Source organism: Rheinheimera sp. SA_1 (assembly GCF_001669775.1).
Classification (GTDB): Bacteria; Pseudomonadota; Gammaproteobacteria; order Enterobacterales; family Alteromonadaceae; genus Pararheinheimera.
In genome coordinates, this window is the sequence record NZ_LXWK01000015.1 from 258,265 (window position 1) to 276,210 (window position 17,946).

At 49.2% G+C, this 17,946-nt stretch carries 14 protein-coding genes and 1 riboswitch; of the genes, 9 read left to right on the forward strand and 5 right to left on the reverse strand.

Features of this window, described 5'->3' with window-relative positions; all coding sequences use genetic code 11:
* Positions 1-18 precede the first annotated feature (18 nt).
* From A5320_RS08425 to A5320_RS08435, 3 genes are read right to left on the reverse strand one after another with little or no spacing between them, the layout of a single operon-like run.
* Positions 19-1,257, reverse strand: coding sequence for a lipoprotein-releasing ABC transporter permease subunit (locus A5320_RS08425; RefSeq protein ID WP_068063452.1), 1,239 nt, complete (start codon positions 1,255-1,257; stop codon positions 19-21).
* On the reverse strand, positions 1,250-1,924 hold the full coding sequence (gene lolD, locus A5320_RS08430; RefSeq protein WP_068063455.1) for a lipoprotein-releasing ABC transporter ATP-binding protein LolD: 675 nt from the start codon (positions 1,922-1,924) through the stop codon (positions 1,250-1,252). The genes A5320_RS08425 and lolD overlap by 8 nt, the downstream gene beginning before the upstream one ends.
* 16 nt (positions 1,925-1,940) lie before the next feature.
* Positions 1,941-3,152 (reverse strand): lipoprotein-releasing ABC transporter permease subunit, encoded by a 1,212-nt coding sequence (locus A5320_RS08435; RefSeq protein ID WP_068063457.1) that lies wholly within the window; start codon positions 3,150-3,152, stop codon positions 1,941-1,943.
* Between the two features lie 93 nt (positions 3,153-3,245).
* Here A5320_RS08435 and A5320_RS08440 point away from each other — a divergent pair, with 93 nt between their 5' ends.
* The 8 genes from A5320_RS08440 to A5320_RS08475 all read left to right on the forward strand — a co-directional run bounded on the left by A5320_RS08440 (position 3,246) and on the right by A5320_RS08475 (position 13,344).
* Positions 3,246-3,893 (forward strand): hypothetical protein, encoded by a 648-nt coding sequence (locus A5320_RS08440; RefSeq protein ID WP_068063458.1) that lies wholly within the window; start codon positions 3,246-3,248, stop codon positions 3,891-3,893.
* Between the two features lie 53 nt (positions 3,894-3,946).
* A complete protein-coding gene (gene mfd, locus A5320_RS08445; RefSeq protein ID WP_068063459.1) occupies positions 3,947-7,462 on the forward strand; it encodes a transcription-repair coupling factor in 3,516 nt (1,171 codons plus the stop codon).
* Positions 7,463-7,497: 35 nt separating this feature from the next.
* Positions 7,498-8,691, forward strand: coding sequence for a CsiV family protein (locus A5320_RS08450; protein WP_068063460.1), 1,194 nt, complete (start codon positions 7,498-7,500; stop codon positions 8,689-8,691).
* Between the two features lie 92 nt (positions 8,692-8,783).
* Positions 8,784-9,032, forward strand: a complete 249-nt coding sequence (locus A5320_RS08455) for a DUF3862 domain-containing protein (RefSeq protein ID WP_068063461.1) — start codon at positions 8,784-8,786, stop codon at positions 9,030-9,032.
* 214 nt (positions 9,033-9,246) lie between these two features.
* Positions 9,247-11,016 carry a DEAD/DEAH box helicase gene (locus A5320_RS08460; protein WP_068063462.1) on the forward strand — a complete coding sequence of 590 codons (1,770 nt, stop codon included), beginning with the start codon at positions 9,247-9,249 and terminating at the stop codon, positions 11,014-11,016.
* 106 nt (positions 11,017-11,122) lie between these two features.
* Entirely contained in the window at positions 11,123-11,758 is a 636-nt protein-coding gene (locus A5320_RS08465) for a glutathione S-transferase family protein (protein WP_068063464.1), read from the forward strand.
* A 28-nt stretch (positions 11,759-11,786) separates the two neighbouring features.
* Positions 11,787-12,293, forward strand: coding sequence for a DUF3087 family protein (locus tag A5320_RS08470; protein WP_068063465.1), 507 nt, complete (start codon positions 11,787-11,789; stop codon positions 12,291-12,293).
* Positions 12,294-12,501: 208 nt separating this feature from the next.
* A complete protein-coding gene (locus A5320_RS08475; protein ID WP_068064766.1) occupies positions 12,502-13,344 on the forward strand; it encodes an HDOD domain-containing protein in 843 nt (280 codons plus the stop codon).
* 76 nt (positions 13,345-13,420) lie between these two features.
* On the opposite strand, the gene lysC is transcribed toward A5320_RS08475, so the two are convergent.
* Both lysC and nhaD read right to left on the reverse strand, forming a co-directional pair.
* Positions 13,421-14,827, reverse strand: a complete 1,407-nt coding sequence (gene lysC / locus A5320_RS08480) for a lysine-sensitive aspartokinase 3 (protein WP_231916683.1) — start codon at positions 14,825-14,827, stop codon at positions 13,421-13,423.
* 108 nt (positions 14,828-14,935) lie between these two features.
* Positions 14,936-15,107, reverse strand: a riboswitch (Lysine riboswitch).
* Between the two features lie 206 nt (positions 15,108-15,313).
* Positions 15,314-16,558, reverse strand: a complete 1,245-nt coding sequence (gene nhaD / locus A5320_RS08485) for a sodium:proton antiporter NhaD (RefSeq protein ID WP_068063466.1) — start codon at positions 16,556-16,558, stop codon at positions 15,314-15,316.
* A gap of 140 nt (positions 16,559-16,698) precedes the next feature.
* Between nhaD and A5320_RS08490 the strand changes: the two genes are divergently transcribed.
* Positions 16,699-17,943, forward strand: coding sequence for a hypothetical protein (locus A5320_RS08490; RefSeq protein WP_068064772.1), 1,245 nt, complete (start codon positions 16,699-16,701; stop codon positions 17,941-17,943).
* The last annotated feature ends 3 nt before the right edge of the window (positions 17,944-17,946 follow it).

The window sequence follows — 17,946 nt, forward strand, 5'->3', positions numbered from 1 at the left end:
CCTGTGTTAGCTGCGCAATTAACGTTGCCCCAGCACCAATGCCGGTTGCACTTTGGCGGCTTTAAACGCCGGGTATAAAGTCGCTAGCAGACTCAGTGTTAACGCCACACCCACGGTCAGCAGCACATCTGAAAAGTGGATTTCCGAAGGTAAATAATCGATAAAATAGATGGTTGGATCCAGCAGTTGCACGCCAAACACCTGATGCGCAAACTGATACAACCGCTCGATTTGCCAGGCCAGCAATACCCCAACCACAGCACCGACCAAGGTTCCCTTAATCCCATTAAGCCAACCCAGCCACATAAAAGCCTGGATCACCACCGAAGGTTTAGTACCCATGGTTAATAAGATGGCGATATCACCTTCTTTTTCCCGCACCGCCATCACCAGCGTCGCCACAATATTAAAACAAGCCACCGCAATTACCAGCGCCAGCACCAGATACATGATGCTGCGAACCATTTGAATATCCTGGTATAAATGGCCCTGGGTACGAAACCAATCCAACACATACACCACATCTTTGGTTTTAGTGCCCAGTTCACGAGCGATATCACCAGCGGCAAAAATATCGGCAATTTTAAACGCCAACCCTTCCACATGCCCTGGTGCAATGGTCAGCCATTCGCCCAGCGCCGTCATATCGACCCAGACTTGTTGATAATCAAGCTGTCCGCCAATGCCGACAATAGCGACCACTTCTAAACTGACATTTTTCTGGCTCGCCAACTCGCCTTGCTCTGACCACATCGGCAGCAGCAACTGCACTGAATCACCGACCTTGGCCTTTAAATCGTCAGCAATCCCCTGCCCGAGCACAATTTGGTGGCCGGAGAGCGCGGATAAATCACCAACACGGACAAAATTCTGCAGCTGGCTGATTTGATTCTCATAAGCCAGCTCAATCCCCCGCACTGAGGCCGCTTTTACTGAGCTACCCAGTCGCAACATGCCTTCTGATTGAATAAAAGGCGCCCCAGCCACCACGCCGGGTTGCTGACTTAACTTTTGTAATTTCGGCTGCCAGTTGGCAATCGGCGCGTCATACGCCTGCAATTCCACATGCGGGATCACCGACAGCAATTTGTTTTTCAGCGCCGCCTCAAAGCCATTCATCACTGACAGCGCCAGCAATAAAATCGCCACACCAAGGCCAATACCCCAGGTCGATGATGCCGAAATAAAGCGAATAAAAGCGCTGCTATTTTGGGTGTGGCGATAACGCCGCGCCAGTTGCCAGGATAAACTAGCCATGCAGGTCCCCTAACCGTCCATCCTGCATCCACAATTGTCGGTCAAGGCGCTTGGCCAGCATCCGATCATGCGTCACTACAATAAAACTGGTACCAAGTTCCTGATTTAACTCACGCATCAGCTGATAAATGCTTTCCGCAGTTTGATGATCGAGATTACCTGTTGGCTCATCCGCCAGCACCAATCCTGGCCGACCAACCATCGCCCGCGCTATCGCGACACGCTGGCGTTCACCACCACTGAGCTCACTTGGCCGGTGCGCAATACGATGGCCAAGGCCAACTCGTTGTAAAATATCAGTCGCTTGCTGATTAGCCTGCGCTTTAGTGGTTCCGCGAATAAGCAGCGGCATCGCTACGTTTTCCAAAGCGGTAAAATCCATCAGCAAATGGTGGAACTGGTAGATAAAACCCAGCTGCTGATTGCGTAGCGCCGCTTTTTCGACACCACTCAACAACGCCACATTTTGTCCGGCAAGCCAAAGTTCACCACTATCCTGCTGATCCAAAGTGCCCAGAATATGCAATAAGGTACTTTTACCAGAGCCAGAGCTGCCGACAATCGCCAACATCTGATGGCTTGGCACGTCCAGATTAACGCTGTGCAATACCGGCGTCACATGACTACCATCGCGGTAACTTTTACAAATATTGATTGCTCGCAACATTCAGTTGTTCTTCCAGTTATTCGTCACGTAAAATTTCAGCCGGCTCAATCTGCACTGCCCGCCAGGCCGGATACACCACGGCCGCAGCCGTTAATGCCAAAGCCGCCAGTACAATCGACAACACCTGCAAGGGTTGCACTTCGACCGGTAATTCGATGCCCGGCAGCAGTTGTAAACCTAAAAGCGCTAATATGGCATTGAGCTGATAACACAAAATCAAGCCGACGATACCGCCGCTGACCGCACCAACTACACCATGGCTCATGCCTTGCACCGCAAACACCAGAAATAGTTGCCGGTTGGTCATGCCCTGAGTTTTTAAAATCGCCACTTCACGTTGTTTTTCGGTGACCATCATCACCAGCGCTGAAACGATATTAAAAGCTGCCACCGCGACAATCAGCATTAACATCAACCACATCATGGCTTTTTCCATCGCCACCGCAGAAAACAATTTGCCATGAGTCTGCCGCCAATCGACGACTTTGGTCACACCGGCTACGCTTTCCAGCAATGGTGTCAACCGCGGAGAATCAAAGGGTTCGGCTAAGCTGACCCGCCAGCTTTGCTGCGGCGCCGGACTTAACCGTTGTAAATCTTTGAGGCGCAGTACAGCCACCACTTTGTCAACTTCGGAGCCACTTTGAAAAATCCCGGCGACCGTGAAGACCCGCTGGCGTGGCATCCAGCCCATCGGCGTGTAACTGCCGCCGGAGGGCAACAATAACCGCACTTTCTGGCCAACATCCACCCGCAATTTATCCGCCAGCGCCGAACCTAACATCACCTGATAACTGGCGGCGCCAAATTCCTGCCAATCGCCGATTTGCAATGAAGACTGTAAAAACTGCGGTAGCTGGTTGACGTCAACACCTTGCAATAAGGTGCCGGATAGTTGTTTGCTGGATTGGATCAGGGCTTCGGTTTGTAAAAACGGGCTGACCTGCAATATGGTTGGATCTTGCTGTAGTAGCACTGCAGGCCAGTCTTGGCTGGTGGCGCCTGCAGCAACATTCTCGGTCGACACCACCAAATGGGGTAACACCCCGAGAATACGGCGTTTCAGATCGGCTTCAAAGCCGTTCATCACCGAACTGACCAAGGTTAACGCCATCACGCCAAGAAAGATCCCGGTGACGGAAAACAGCGTAATAAAGGATAAAAAGGCATGACCTTTACGACTTTGGCTATAACGTAAGCCGATGTACAGCGGAATGGGTAGTTGCATCCTTTTCTCAGGACTTCAGTGAATGATAATGATAAAGTATTGTGATCATAAAGATAAACCGTGGCGCTTACAAGCCGCGAGCCGAGGATAAACATGGATCAGAGCCAATTGGATCAACTGCGTGAGCAGTATCATGACTATTTTGCCATCGAGCAGGCCGTACTGGCGAATATCAAACCCTTGTCGACGCCTTTACCCACTGAAGATTTTTTTCTGACCATGATCCCGGAGCCATTCCGGATGGCGAGTGAACAAGCAACTTTAGATCGCTCGGCGTTAAAAGCCTTGTCGCAGCTGGGCGAAATGGCAGAAGATCTGGCGGTTTATCTGCGCTCGCAAGCAAAAAAACTCGATATGTTGATGCGTTATTTACTGATCCAACAAGACGATCCAACGTATCGTCGCAACACTCAAAGTTTTGGCGGCTCGGCGCTGAATTTTTTAAGTGACCAACCGCTAGCTGCCGGCCAGACACTGGAAGTAAAATTGTTTTTAAACGGCACTGATGGCGCGGTGTACTTTTTAACCACAGTGTTGGACTCCGTGTTGCAAGAGCAAGAACAAGCAACAACCGATGCCAACGAGCCGCAACAACAGCCAGCAACCCAATATTTAATCCAAAGCGTGGTCAGCCGCATTCGCGACGAAGACCGCGAAGTACTGGTGCGAGCCAGTTTGCATGAGCAATCCAGACAATTAAAAACCAAAGCCAGATTACGTCAGTCGCAAGGAAATGTATAAGTGTCATTGGTCAAGTTACCCAGCGTGAACCTGCAGTTAGCGCGAGGCCTGTTATGAGTACCCAAACCCGCAAAGCAAACAGCGCCGCCAATTTATTGGCCAGCCTGCCGCAACTCTCCAACACCCGCGATTTATTAAGCTGGGGCAATCTACAAGGTGCTGCCCTGCCGCTGGTACTAAGTGAGCTGTTACGCGAGCAACAGGCGTTGTATTTACTGGTGGTACCTGACACCCCAACGGCACTGAGGATTGAACAGGAATTATCGGTCTTTCTGGGTGACGCCAGCCTTATTCATAGCTTCCCGGACTGGGAAACTTTGCCGTACGACATTTTTTCGCCGCATCAGGATATTATTTCACAGCGCCTGCGCACGCTGTATCAGCTGCCGCATTTAACCCAGGGCCTGGTCATCGTGCCGGTTAGCACCCTAATGCTTCGGCTTTGTGAGCACAACCATCTACAAACGCAAAGTCTGGTGCTTAAAAAGGGCCAGCGACTGGATTTAACCTCGTTAAAACGCCAACTGACCCAAGTCGGTTATCGCGCTGTGGATCAGGTGATGGAGCACGGCGAGTTTTCGGTGCGTGGCTCCTTGCTGGATTTGTATCCGATGGGCAGCTCGTTACCCTATCGCATCGACTTTTTTGATGACGAAATTGACGGCCTGCGTACCTTTGATCCGGACAATCAGCGCACAGTCGCTCAAGTCACCAGCATCGAACTGTTACCGGCACACGAATTTCCGCTGGATAAAGCTGCTATTGAGCGCTTTCGTAGCCGCTATCGCGAATTATTTCCGGCGCGTAATGAAAAAGAATCGTTGTATCAGCAAGTGAGTCAGGGAGTTCTGCCCGCTGGTATTGAATATTATTTGCCGTTATTTGCCGAAAAAACTGAGTCGTTATTAAGCTTTTTTCAGCATCAAACGGTGGTGCTGGCACTAGGTGATATTGAAGCTGCAGCCCATCGTTTCTGGCAGGACGTTGATAAACGGTATCAGGATCGGGCCATCGATTTATTAAGGCCGATTTTAAAACCACAGCAGCTGTATTTCAGCGTCGATGAACTGTTTGCTGAACTCAAACCAAGACCACGAATTCGCTTATCCCGCGCAGTGTTACCGGAAAAAACCGGTCAGGCTAATTTGCCTTGTCAGCTGCTGCCAGATTTAACGGTCAATCATCAACAAACCGAGCCACTCGCCAGCTTACAAGCTTTTGTATTGGCGCAAAAACAACAGCGTGGCCGGGTGTTGTTTTTGGTGGAATCGCAGGGTCGGCGTGAAAGTTTGCTGCAACTGGTGCAAAAAGCCGGTATTCGCTTACCGCAAATTGACAGCTGGCTGGATTTTGCCACCTCCGATCACGATATCGCCATCGGCATTGGCGCGCTGGAACAAGGCGTCTGGCTGAAAGATTGCGGCAATATTGCGCTCATTAGTGAAAACGAATTATTCGGTCTGAAAATCAGCCAGCGCCGTCGTCGCAAGCACAGCCAGCAAGTGTCCAGCGACACCATAATCCGCAATCTGGCCGAATTATCTGAAGGCCAACCAGTGGTGCATTTACAGCACGGTATTGGTCGTTATCAGGGCTTGCAGGTACTGGATGCCGCTGGCATCACCGCCGAATTTGTGACTATTGAATACGCCGGTGGCAGCAAACTTTATGTGCCGGTGTCGAATTTACATCTGCTGAGTCGTTACTCCGGCGCCGATCAAGACCATGCACCACTACATAAACTCGGCAACGACAGCTGGGAAAAAGCCCGGCGTAAAGCCGCCGAGAAAGTCCGTGATGTTGCTGCTGAACTACTGGATGTTTACGCCATGCGCGCGGCGCAAAAAGGTTATGGCTTTAAAGTCGATCAGGACAATTACTTAAAGTTCGCTGATGGTTTTCCGTTTGAAGAAACTGCCGATCAACAAGATGCCATCACCGCAGTGCTGAACGATATGCAAACGCCACAAGCGATGGATCGGCTGGTTTGTGGTGATGTGGGTTTTGGTAAAACCGAAGTGGCGATGCGGGCGGCTTTTGTCGCGGTTGATGATGGGCATCAGGTGGCCATTCTGGTGCCGACGACCTTACTGGCGCAGCAACATTTTGAAAACTTCCGTGACCGCTTCGCCAATTGGGCGGTCAGAGTGGAAGTGTTGTCGCGGTTTATCAGTCCTAAAGAGCAGAAAGTCATTCTGGCCGATGTCGAAGCCGGTAAAGTCGATATTCTGATCGGCACCCATAAATTGCTGCAGGACGATATTAAATTCCACGAGCTGGGCTTGTTAATCGTCGACGAAGAGCACCGCTTTGGCGTACGGCAAAAAGAGAAAATCAAAGCGCTCAGAGCCAATATCGATATTCTGACCCTGACCGCCACCCCTATTCCACGCACCTTAAATATGTCGTTATCCGGCATGCGCGATTTATCGATTATCGCGACGCCACCGGCCAAACGCCTAGCGGTAAAAACCTTTGTCCGCGAATATGAAACTGGCCTCATTCGCGAAGCGGTGCTGCGGGAAATAATGCGTGGTGGTCAGGTCTATTATCTGCACAATGATGTGGCCAGTATTGAAAAAACCGCCGCTGATCTCGCCGAATTATTGCCCGAAGCGATGATTGGCATCGCCCACGGCCAGATGCCGGAGCGTGAACTGGAACGGGTGATGGCTGACTTCTACCATCAACGTTTTAACGTGTTGCTGTGCTCAACCATTATCGAAACCGGCATCGACGTGCCGACCGCCAATACCATTATCATTCAGCGGGCAGATAATTTCGGTCTGGCACAGTTGCACCAATTACGGGGCCGGGTTGGCCGGTCACACCATCAGGCTTATGCCTATTTACTGACGCCACCACCCAAACGGCTCACCAGCGATGCGCAAAAACGCTTAGAAGCGATTTCAGCGCTGGAAGATTTAGGCGCTGGTTTTGCCCTCGCCAGTCACGACTTAGAAATCCGGGGCGCCGGCGAATTGCTGGGTGATGACCAAAGTGGTCAGATTGAATCGGTTGGCTTTACGCTGTACATGGAAATGTTGGAAGAAGCAGTCAAAGCGTTAAAAGACGGCCGTGAGCCAAGTCTCGATGCCATGCTCAGTCAGCAAACAGAATTGGATTTAAAAATTCCGGCGCTACTTCCGGACAGCTATATTCCAGATGTCAGCCTGCGGTTATCGTTCTATAAACGCCTCGCCAGCAGTCAAGACAGTCACGATTTAGATGAAATTCAGGTTGAACTGATTGACCGCTTTGGCTTATTGCCGGATGCAGCCAAAAATCTTGTCGCTATTACTGGCTTTAAACATCAGGCGCAGCACTTGGGGATCCGCCGGTTGGAAGTCAGCAGCAAAGGCGGCAGCATCGAATTCGCCGAGCGCACCTTAGTGCAACCTGGTTATATAATTAAACTCATTCAGACCCAATCGCGGATTTACAAATTAGAAGGTGGCAATAAACTGAAGTTTACTATTGCTACCAACACCACCGCCGAACGGCTGGAACTGGTCAAAGCCATGTTGGCAGATATGTTGGCCAATGGTGCGCAGAGCCCGACACGATGAGGAGAAACCCTATTAAAGTCCAAAAGTTAACACCAGTGACGCGACCTTTCAACGCAAGTACAGGCCAAAACCTGGTCGCAGCTCTGTTGCTGGCGCCTGCGCTACTACTGCCAAATGCCAAGGCGCAAAGTATCGAAACTTCATGGTTTGAAATTGAGATTTTGGCGTTTAGCCGGGACAATAGTCAGCGGTTATTGGAACAGTTTCCGCCGAAGGTCACCGAAGTAGTGACAACTGGCAGTGTCGATTTATTAAGTCCGTTATATCAACCGGATTTAACCGCCATTTTGCTGGCTGCACCGGCTTGTCCAAAACCGGAAGTTTCTTTTAATTCAGATCCTGAGTTGTCGCTTGCCACAGCAGATGTCACAGCGCCGTTATTTGCCACCAATGAAGCCAGCTTAGCGGCTTATCAGTTCCAACAAGCGAAAATTAATTTACCGCTGTCTGACGGCTATCAGCCGTTACCAGAGTTATGCGCTCTTGATCATCATCAAATGATAAGCGCGGCATTAAATGCAACTTTGCATGTAAATCTCAATGTAACGCTGCCGGGCGCAGTGCAAATCCGGCAACAACCTCCGGCGCAACTGCCGCTCACGCCTCAAGGTCAGGAGCTACATCAGCCACAGCCTTATCTGGCTCCAGAAAGTGCTTTACAACTCAAAGACTTAGCTTATCAGCTGAAACAGCGTGGTCATCATCAACTGCTGTTACACACCGCCTGGCGGCAACCGCTGGCAGGTAAACGTGCGGCACGGCCTTACCGCTGGTTTGCCGGCAGTAATTTTGGCCAACAGTTTGATTATTATGGTCGAACCAAAGCCAATGCTGTAGCGCCAGCTACAGACGGCAAAGGTCAGTTGTTGCAGCAAATCAGCGCTTTAGAACAAGCGCTGGCGCAAAATCCGGCGACGCCACTGGCAGAATTACAACCGGCATTTAACCAACAAAGCGACAGTCCGGTCTGGCAATTAGACGGTCTGGTGAAAGTGTACAGCGAGCGGATGTTGTTCGCCGAAACTGACTTTAATTTGCGGCGGTTAAGCGCTGATGGCAGCAAACTCAGCACTTATCACAGCAACGATCAAACCCGTTTACTGATTGGCGAAGTGCATTATCTGGATCATCCGCACCTCGGGCTGGTGCTGCAAATTCGGCGATTTGCACCGCCGCTGTTGCCGGTAGAGGAAAATACAACTGCTGGCGCTATCAGCGGACAACCCTAAATCGGCGCAGAGTGAAGCCCAGATGTTGCGAGACCAGGCAATGACGAACAACACTTAAAACAACAATTCATACAATAAATATAGGAATAACCATGAAAAAGCTCACCGCTGTATTGATGTTAATCGCGCTGGCCGGCTGCAGCAAATTATCTATGGACAACTACCAACTGCTGAAAACCGGTATGTCTTACGATGAAGTCACCGCCATCATCGGTAAACCAGACAGTTGCGAAGAAGCGCTTGGCACCCGCTCTTGTATCTGGGGCGATGAGCAAAAGCAAATCAAAGCGGCTTTCCTCGCTGAAAAAGCGATGTTATTTAGCCATCAGGGTTTGCAATAACTATACCCGTCATCCTTGCAGTTGCAGGGTTGTTGGCCGCCTTCATTCACTGAGGCGTCAGTCCGACTGGGACGCCAGCGCGGCCAGTCACATAGGACTACTATGCTCCGGGTCGGACTGGCATTCCAGGTTCGTTCAGTTGCCGCGGTTCCACCGTGGCCATTTGCAACGTCAATGATTTAGGGTATAGATTGGATCTGATAAAACGACAGAAATGTATCAGCTAAGAGACTATCAACAACAAACCGTGCAAGCGGTATTGCATTACTTTCGACGGCAGGCTGACCCAGCCGTGGTGGTATTGCCGACCGGCGCCGGTAAAAGCCTGGTGATTGCTGAACTGGCCCGCCTCGCCAAAGGGCGGGTGCTGGTGTTGGCACATGTCAAAGAGCTTGTGGAGCAAAACCACAGTAAATATCAGCAATATGGCCTGACCGCCAGTATTTACGCCGCAGGGCTTGGTCGTAAAGAAACCGGCGATCAGGTGGTATTTGCCTCCATTCAATCAGTCGCACGTAATCTGGATGCTTTTTGCGCTAGCTTTAGCTTGTTAGTCATCGACGAATGCCATCGGGTGCCGCAAGACGAAGACAGCAGTTACCGCCAGGTGATTAGTCATCTGCAACAACAGAACCCCGGTATTAAAATTCTCGGTTTAACTGCCACCCCATTCCGGCTGGGGCTGGGTTTTATTTACCAGTATCACAGCCGCGGCCTGGTGCGCAGTGAGGAACCGCGTTTTTTCCGCTTTTGTATTTTTGAATTACCTATTCGCTATCTGTTGGATCAGGGTTTCCTGACGCCAGCTAAAGTGCTGGATGCGCCGCTGCTCAGCTACGATTTTTCCGGGTTAAAACCCACTGCGGCTGGTTATTTTCGCGAAGATGAGCTGGCGGAAGTCATTAACAGTGCCAAAAGAGTCACGCCACAAATTATTAATCAGGTGCAGCACTACGCTAAAACCCGTCGTGGCGTGATGATTTTCGCTGCTACCAGCGCGCACGCCCGTGAAGTGTTGGGTTATTTACCTCAAAACGAAGCGGCGCTGATCCTGGCAACAACACCATCCGCGGAACGCCATCAGCTACTGACCGCTTTTAAAGCGCAGCAGCTGAAATATCTGGTGAACGTGGCGGTGCTGACCACGGGTTTTGATGCCCCGCATGTTGATTTAATTGCCATCTTGCGGCCAACCGAATCGGTCAGCCTGTACCAACAGATTGTTGGTCGTGGCCTGCGTCTGGCGCCGGGTAAAACTGATTGTCTGGTGCTGGATTACGCCGGCAATATGTATGATTTGTACTCTCCTGAAGTCGGCACACCGCCACCGGCTTCCGACAGTGAACTGGTGACCGTGCATTGTCCGGTGTGCCGTTTTGCCAATACTTTCTGGGGTAAAACCGACATCAATGGCCTGGTACTGGAACATTATGGCCGGCGTTGTCAGGGGTTTGATCGCAGTGATCCAACGCATATTCACGAATGTGGTTATCGATTCCGGGCGAAATTTTGTCTGGAATGTGGCGCTGAACATGATATTGCCGCCAAATTTTGCAACCAGTGTCAGACGGTTTTGGTGGATCCCGATAAAAAGCTACAGGAAGCACTTAAACTCAAAGACGCACTGATCATCTATCCCCAGCGGATGGAGTTGTCCGTCATGACCGATGTGAAAGGCGCACAAAAACTAAAAATCAGTTATCACAATGACGACAATCAACACATTCATGAATTCTGGCCCATTCAGACCAAGGCACAGAAACTTCGTTTTGCCACGCTATTTCTACCGCCGCATCTGCCGGATCGGCATCGGCCATTTGAGATAAAAACGGTGGCGCTTATCGTCGCGCAAAGTCACAGGTTACGCCCACCGGACGCCATTGTCGCCCGTAAAGATGGCCGCTTCTGGCGTATTCGGGACAAGTTGTTTGAGTTGACCAAGACGGCGGAGTCAGGTCTGGCTGCTGCAGACGTAGCACTGTAATGTGCAGCTCAAAGTGTTGTTTTACCGAATAAATCAACCTGCAGCTGCTTTACATTAAGCGGCAGTTAGGCAAAAATGAAAAAAATCATTGGTGAAAGGACGCGCTATGTACCAATTATATTATTCACCAGGCTCTGCCAGCCTGGTCGTCCATTGGTTGTTACTGGAACTGCAACAGCCGTTTACCCTGCATCAACTCGATTTTTCCAAAAACGAACAAAAATCTGCTGAATATTTAGCGATCAATCCTAGTGGTCAGGTACCGGTTGTGTTCGATGGCACACGTTATCTCTGTGAATCTGCAGCCATTGTGTTATATCTGACAGAACAACATGCAGAAGCCGGACTGGCGCCAGAACCAGCTTCTGCAAAACGCGCCGAATTTATCCAGTGGCTGATGTATTTGACCAATCAGTTGGCACCGACGTTCCGGTTATGGTTTTATCCGGCAGATCTCGGATTAACCGAATATCCGCCAGCAACAAAACTGGCACTGCAGCATAAAATTGAAAGCTGCTGGGATCGGCTGGAGCAACATTTGACCCAGCACGGCCCATGGTTAACCGGCGATAAACCAACCGCTGCCGATTTTTTACTGACGATGTATATGCGCTGGTCGCGTAATATGCCAAACACCGCGTTAGCCTGGCCAAGGTTAAAGTGGATTGCCGATCAATTGCGGCAACGTCCATCCTGGCATCAGCTGAACATGACGGAAGGTTTAACTGAATGGCAATATTAATCAACGGCTTAGCAGTACAGGGTTTCTTATGCAGTTAAAAGACATTAATAAAGACACCTACCGCAGTCATTTAAACGTCATTATTGTGTCGGCTATTGCCTTTTTTGCGGCGGTCGGTGTCGGAATATCCAGTTTGCTGGTGTTGTATTTTGGTTCTGCCGCCGGTGATAATTTCTTTTTAAATTTGCTTGGTGTCAGCATCGGCGGCGGTATTGCTGCTTTTTGTCTGCATCGGTTAAAAAGCTCAGCGTATTTTTATGAAGTGGCGTATGTCTGGGATCTCAAACACGAACTGAACCTGATCAACCGCCGTTTAACGACCCTTAAACGCGCGGCCAGCGACAACAATGTCGATGCAATCATCATCTTGTTGTACAACTATCATGGTTCACGCCAATTGTGGCAGCTTGATGATAACGTACTGAATCTGCAGGAACTCGAGCTGGACTTGATCCAACTTGAGGATAAAATCCGCCAGCTAGGACTGAAATTAGAGCCGAATCAATATCAACGAACTCTATTGACGAAATTCTAACAAGATATTGTGCTTCCAAGCCCATTTTTACACATCTGACAAACGCAGTGCCTTTCAATTGTCCAACACAAGAAAAAGGCAACAAGCGGGTAAAATTTCAGCACTATTTTTATTTTTCTGCCCTGCTGTGAAAGTTGTTCTGAATAGATAATAATCAAGCCAGAAGCATTACCCAACAATGACAAATAAGCTGTTACAAGGTTCTAATATGACTGCGCAAAATGCCTTACTGACTATCCTGATTGAAAAAATTCGTACCGATACTTTAGTTTTACCAAGCCTGCCAGAAATCGCCCTGAAAATCCGCAAAATGGCAGATGATCCAAATGTAAACCTCGCCAAAATGTCAGACATGATTTCACATGATCCGGCGTTATCGGCTCGTATTATGAAAATCGCCAACAGCGCTTTTGTCGGCCGTGGTGTGCATGTCCATTCATTACAGCAAGCCACTACCCGCATCGGTCTGCGTTACATTAAAAACGTAGTCACTGCGATGGCGATGGAACAGTTGTTTGTATCGAAGTCGGCTTTTGTCAAAACCCAAATGGAAAAAGTCTGGTCGGAAACTCTGGAACTGACCGCATTTGCGCTGGCAGCAATGCAGCAATATAACTCGTCGTTTAAACACACGGCAGTGAACTTCGACACCATGACATTGGCGGGCTTAGTCCACAATATCGGCGCATTACCGATCCTGACCGAAGCTGAGCGTCAACTGGAAATTTTCGGTGACGAAGCCTTTATTAAACAATCCATCACCAATATCTCCGGAAAAATTGGCGCGAATATTCTGACCTCATGGGGTTTCCCAAGTGAACTGATTGAAGTAGCCGAACAATGGGATGTAGACAGCTATAAGCCTGCGCACCCTTCTTATGTTGATTTTATCCGGATCGCGGCCATCAAACAGGGTCGTTACCACGCCGATGGCGATATGGCTGCCTTACTGAAACCTTATGCTGACCTGGGTTTAATTCCATCCACTGATTTCTATCGTTCACCGGAATTTGTGGTGTTGTTTAACGAATTTAAACAGCTGTTTGTTTAATATTTCGCTAATCCTTTAATTAAAAAAACCGCCAGCTGGCGGTTTTTTTATCGTTAATTCACAGCTATCGTTCTGCTCAGAATAAAGCCTGATGCAGCTCTTTCACCACACCGGCCGCTTCGCCATCCTGCACCAGAAAACACAGATTATGGCGGCTGGCACCATGGCAAATCAGTCGCATATTGATTTTTTCCAGTGCCTGAAATAATGAACCAGTGACACCGCGGGTGCTATGTAAATGGTTACCAATCACCGCGATTAAACTCAGATTTTGCTCCACCGTCACTTCAGAAAATGCTTTGAGTTCAGCCAACGCCGGTTCAATCGACTGAGTAAAAGCGCTGCCCGGTGCATCATCTAATGTTAATGCCACACTTATTTCTGAAGTGGTGACTAAATCAACCGAAATCTGATGACGGCTCAAAATATCAAACACCCGCGCTAAAAAGCCTGCCGCATGGAGCATCGCCGGACTTTTTACGGTAATTAAGGTTTGCGCTTTTCGAAGCGCAATAGCGCGATAAGAAGGTTTGGTGTCGACTTGTTTGGAAATCCAGGTGCCCCCGGCATTAGGTTCGCGGCTGGAGCCAACAAACACCGGAATATTCTGCCGCATCGCCGGAATAAGCGTCGCCGGGTGCAATACTTTGGCACCAAAAGTCGCCATTTCGGCCGCTTCATCAAAACTAATTTCCGGGATACACCGTGCCTGATCGGTAAGTCTTGGATCGGTGGTAAAAATGCCGACTACATCGGTCCAGATTTGTACCACTTTCGCCCCAACTGCTTCGCCCAAAATTGCCGCGCTGTAATCAGAGCCACCACGGCCTAACGTGGTGGTTTGCCCCTGACTGTCGGCACCGATAAAGCCTTGGGTAACGATGAGCTGCTGGGTTAACAACGGCTGCAGATACTGGCTGGTTAAGGCGGCAATAGTGTCAATTTGCGGCTCACCTTTGCCAAAACGTGAATCGGTACGCATCACCCGCCGCACATCAAAACTGCTGACCGGCGCGCCCCGCTCGGCCAATACCTGGGCGAACAACACTGAACTTAACCGCTCGCCGAAGGATTGCACCAGATCTTTTTCGATATCAGAGTAACTGCGGTTTAAATCCACTAGCGTTTTCAGTTCTAACAGCAACTGTTCAATAGCTGCGCCAACCAAAGCCTGTTGCTGCAATTGCTGCAGCACGGCATAGGTAATGCGTTCAACACCGGCATAAGCATTCAGACGCGCTGCCGCTTCGGTTTGTTTGGTCATCTCGACCAGCATATTAGTGACGCCAGAACTGGCGCTGACCACTATTAACCGAATATTTGGATCGGCCAGCACAATATCGGCACAACGCGACATAGCTGCAAAATCTGCAACACTGGTACCGCCAAATTTGGCGACGATGATTTGATAAGACAAACTGGATGAAGACTGCTCTTCACGAGATAAGGATGCAGCAGACGCCGCAGAATTCAGATTTGACAAGGTTTCTCTCCTTATAAAAAACATAAGCAGAGCATGGCATTTGCAGCGCAACAATCAGACACAGCAAACCAGGCGCGAGCCGGCATGCTGTCTACTTGCAGACGAACAAAGGCCAGAAGCTCTCCACCGGGTTTCAGGTGACAGTCGCAGGGATTCAGCCCTTTTGACCGGACGTTACGCTGCTACGACGTAACATCCTCGGCGTTCATCCCCCTCATTCAGTATCCGGTTTATAGCAACCTGCGCTGAACTACCTGGTGAACGCTCCTCTTCTGGTCTATCAGATATGATTGACGGCGCTACCTTACTGTAGTTTTTTACCTAAGGCAACAGACTTTTAGATGTCTATCTGAATTATTCAGTCAACCAACGCAGTAAATAGCTTGTAAATAAATGATTTTAAACCAAAAAAAACGGCGCCGAAGCACCGTTGTTTACAAGACTGTTTGCTGAGCCCAGACTCAGCTTAACAGTCATAATTCAGCATTAACTGGCGAACTGGCCGAAGTAATACACACCGCTGTAACCCAGCGAGTAGGCAAACAGTAAATAACCAGCCATTTTGAAATAACTGCCAAACGTCAGCTCTTTGACTTTGCTCATCGCAATAATACCAGCCGCTGAACCGATGATCAGAATTGAACCACCGACCCCAGTCGCGTAGGTCAGCATCAGCCATTCACCTGGACTCATCGTCAGATTCGCTTTCAGAAGCGCTGCAGTTAACGGTACGTTGTCAATCAGCGATGATGCTAAGCCCATCAGGTAATTGGCTTGTACTGGTGGTAATACCGCATACAGACTGGTGAAATGATCGAGGAAATGGATTTCTTTAAGAATACCCACCAACAACAATACGCCGAGGAAAAATAGCAGCGTTTCAAATTCAACTTCCCGCACATAATTCAAAATGCTTTGGGTGGTTTTCTTGCGCAGCAAAAACTGGGCGCTTAAGAACATAATACCAAGGCCAAACAGGAAGGTCAGCACCGGCGGGATTTGAAACAGGATGTTTAATAATAAGGTCGAGCCGATGGTCGCGGCGAAAATACCGGCAATAATGGCATCGGCTTTTTCAATCGGTTTGGTCGACTTTTCAATTTTGATCCGGTCGTTCATACCGCGGGATAACAGAATCGCCAATACCGCTACAGCAAAAAATGCCGGGATGACCAATAACAACAAGTTGGCGATGGTGACCTTCTCTGCAAGGAAGAACATCAGCGTGGTTACATCACCGGTGATTAACGACACACCACCACTATTGACGGCAAAAATGATCAAGGTGGCGTATTTAATGCGCTTTTTCACTTCCATTTTTAACGAAGCAATCACTGCAATTGACACTAAAGTAGCAGTGACGTTGTCGGCGAAAGACGAGAATACAAAAGCAAAAGCGGCAATGATAAACATCAGCCGGCGTTCAGATAATTCCGCCGGCAACATGCGTTGCACCATCTGGGCGATAAAACCTTTGCTGTTAAGATAAGCGACAAAAGTCATAGTTGACATCAAAAATAGCCACAAAGTCGCTATTTCTAATAGGTTATGGTTCAGCTGCTCACTGACTTCGGCACTTGTAGCACCGTGCATTGGAAAGATAAAGGCCAGGATCCAACACAGAGTACCGAAAAAAAGTGTCGTTTTTGCCTTGTTTACGTGGATAATATCCTCTATAACGATCAGCACAAATGCCAGGGCTACCAAGCCCAGTATTACCGTACTTAACATAAAATTTCACCAGCTTATTGTGAGTGGAAGTGCATTATTGGCGGGGCGGCATTCTATCACTGCCAGCCACTTCGCACTACCTGCAACTGGTCATACTTTGGTCGATATCCTTTAATTTTTTAACGAAAAGTTACAAGTTCATGCTATCAGCAAAAAAAATCATCAAATGTCTGGACGACCACTGGCCGGTATTAGAAACACTGGTCAGCCGCAGTACGCTTGGAAGTTTTAGTTTTCAGGATGTACAGGCGCTTATTCAGCGCAACTCACCAAGCCTGAGCAGCGAACAGGTGTTCCGGGAAGCGCAACGTTTGTTGCAGCATGAAGTGCTGATCCCACTGGCCAAATCCAGTCAGCTCGAACTGAACCGGGCGGTGCTGGAGTTTATTCAATTCCTGACTCAGGAACATCAGTTGGGTACCGTTGGCGATATCCAAAGTCGGATTGAAGATTTAGACCGGCTACGCGGCAAGTTAAAAGCCGCTGCCGACACTAAAGACGTCAGCGAAATGCGCCGATTTATCCGTTTAATGGATGAACGGGTGCGTGAAGTGGTGAAACATTTTCGCAAAAACGAAAGTGCCATTATGCATCTGGTCGAAAAGGCCAAAGCTGATGACGCCAAACTAAGCCTCGCCAAACGTTATAGCGCGGTGATGGAAGCATTTGACGAATACATCGAACCTGTATTGCAGATGATCGATATCAATGCGCCCTTTCAGTACAGCATGCAGGCACTGGAACATCAGCTGAGTGAACTAATCCTCAATATCGAACAAACCGGCTTTTTACAAAGTGAAAAAGAGCCGCTGGTGCAGCTGCGCACCCGTTTGCTCGACATGAATCAGATTGGCCGTGAAGCGCTTATCCGAAGCACCGACGTGCTTATGCCACTGCGGGAAGAACTGCGTAAAAACACGCTGATTTCGCGTAACGCCAGTGCGCTACTAGCGCATCTTAGGAAAAAAGGCCTGGAACCGACGCTGGAACAGCTGGTACCAAAATTCAGCTCGGATCATCAGAAATTCAGCTTAGGCTCGGCCAATCAGATCACCAGTTATATGGCGGAACTGGTTGATTACCAGGACGAAGCTTATCAGATGCCGGAGCAGGTTGATCCGGGTGACAACGCCAATATCCGGGTGCCGGACCTGGCCGAAGTGTTAAAATCGGCTCGCACTCAAAAAGCCAATACTGATTTATCGAAATGGCTGGCCAAAAGCTACCCGCAACTGCCAGTTGATGAATTGTTATTTTTATATCAGGAGCTTAGCCGCGCCCCTACCCTGAAACTTCAGCATCTTGAGCAGTACTCAACGCTTGAAGTTAACGGCTATCGCCTGACGCTCCACCCTTTTGTGCCCACTGCAACTTCCGGAACTTAATGC

Excerpts from the sequence above, each read along its gene's own strand:
- A5320_RS08490 (WP_068064772.1), top strand. The coding sequence starts at position 16,699 with ATGCTATCAGCAAAAAAAATCATCAAATGTCTGGACGACCACTGGCCG.
- A5320_RS08440 (WP_068063458.1), top strand. The coding sequence starts at position 3,246 with ATGGATCAGAGCCAATTGGATCAACTGCGTGAGCAGTATCATGACTAT.
- A5320_RS08460 (WP_068063462.1), top strand. The coding sequence starts at position 9,247 with ATGTATCAGCTAAGAGACTATCAACAACAAACCGTGCAAGCGGTATTG.
- A5320_RS08465 (WP_068063464.1), top strand. The coding sequence starts at position 11,123 with ATGTACCAATTATATTATTCACCAGGCTCTGCCAGCCTGGTCGTCCAT.
- A5320_RS08475 (WP_068064766.1), top strand. The coding sequence starts at position 12,502 with ATGACTGCGCAAAATGCCTTACTGACTATCCTGATTGAAAAAATTCGT.
- A5320_RS08455 (WP_068063461.1), top strand. The coding sequence starts at position 8,784 with ATGAAAAAGCTCACCGCTGTATTGATGTTAATCGCGCTGGCCGGCTGC.
- lolD (WP_068063455.1), bottom strand. The coding sequence starts at position 1,924 with ATGTTGCGAGCAATCAATATTTGTAAAAGTTACCGCGATGGTAGTCAT.
- nhaD (WP_068063466.1), bottom strand. The coding sequence starts at position 16,558 with ATGTTAAGTACGGTAATACTGGGCTTGGTAGCCCTGGCATTTGTGCTG.
- A5320_RS08425 (WP_068063452.1), bottom strand. The coding sequence starts at position 1,257 with ATGGCTAGTTTATCCTGGCAACTGGCGCGGCGTTATCGCCACACCCAA.
- A5320_RS08435 (WP_068063457.1), bottom strand. The coding sequence starts at position 3,152 with ATGCAACTACCCATTCCGCTGTACATCGGCTTACGTTATAGCCAAAGT.
- mfd (WP_068063459.1), top strand. The coding sequence starts at position 3,947 with ATGAGTACCCAAACCCGCAAAGCAAACAGCGCCGCCAATTTATTGGCC.
- A5320_RS08470 (WP_068063465.1), top strand. The coding sequence starts at position 11,787 with ATGCAGTTAAAAGACATTAATAAAGACACCTACCGCAGTCATTTAAAC.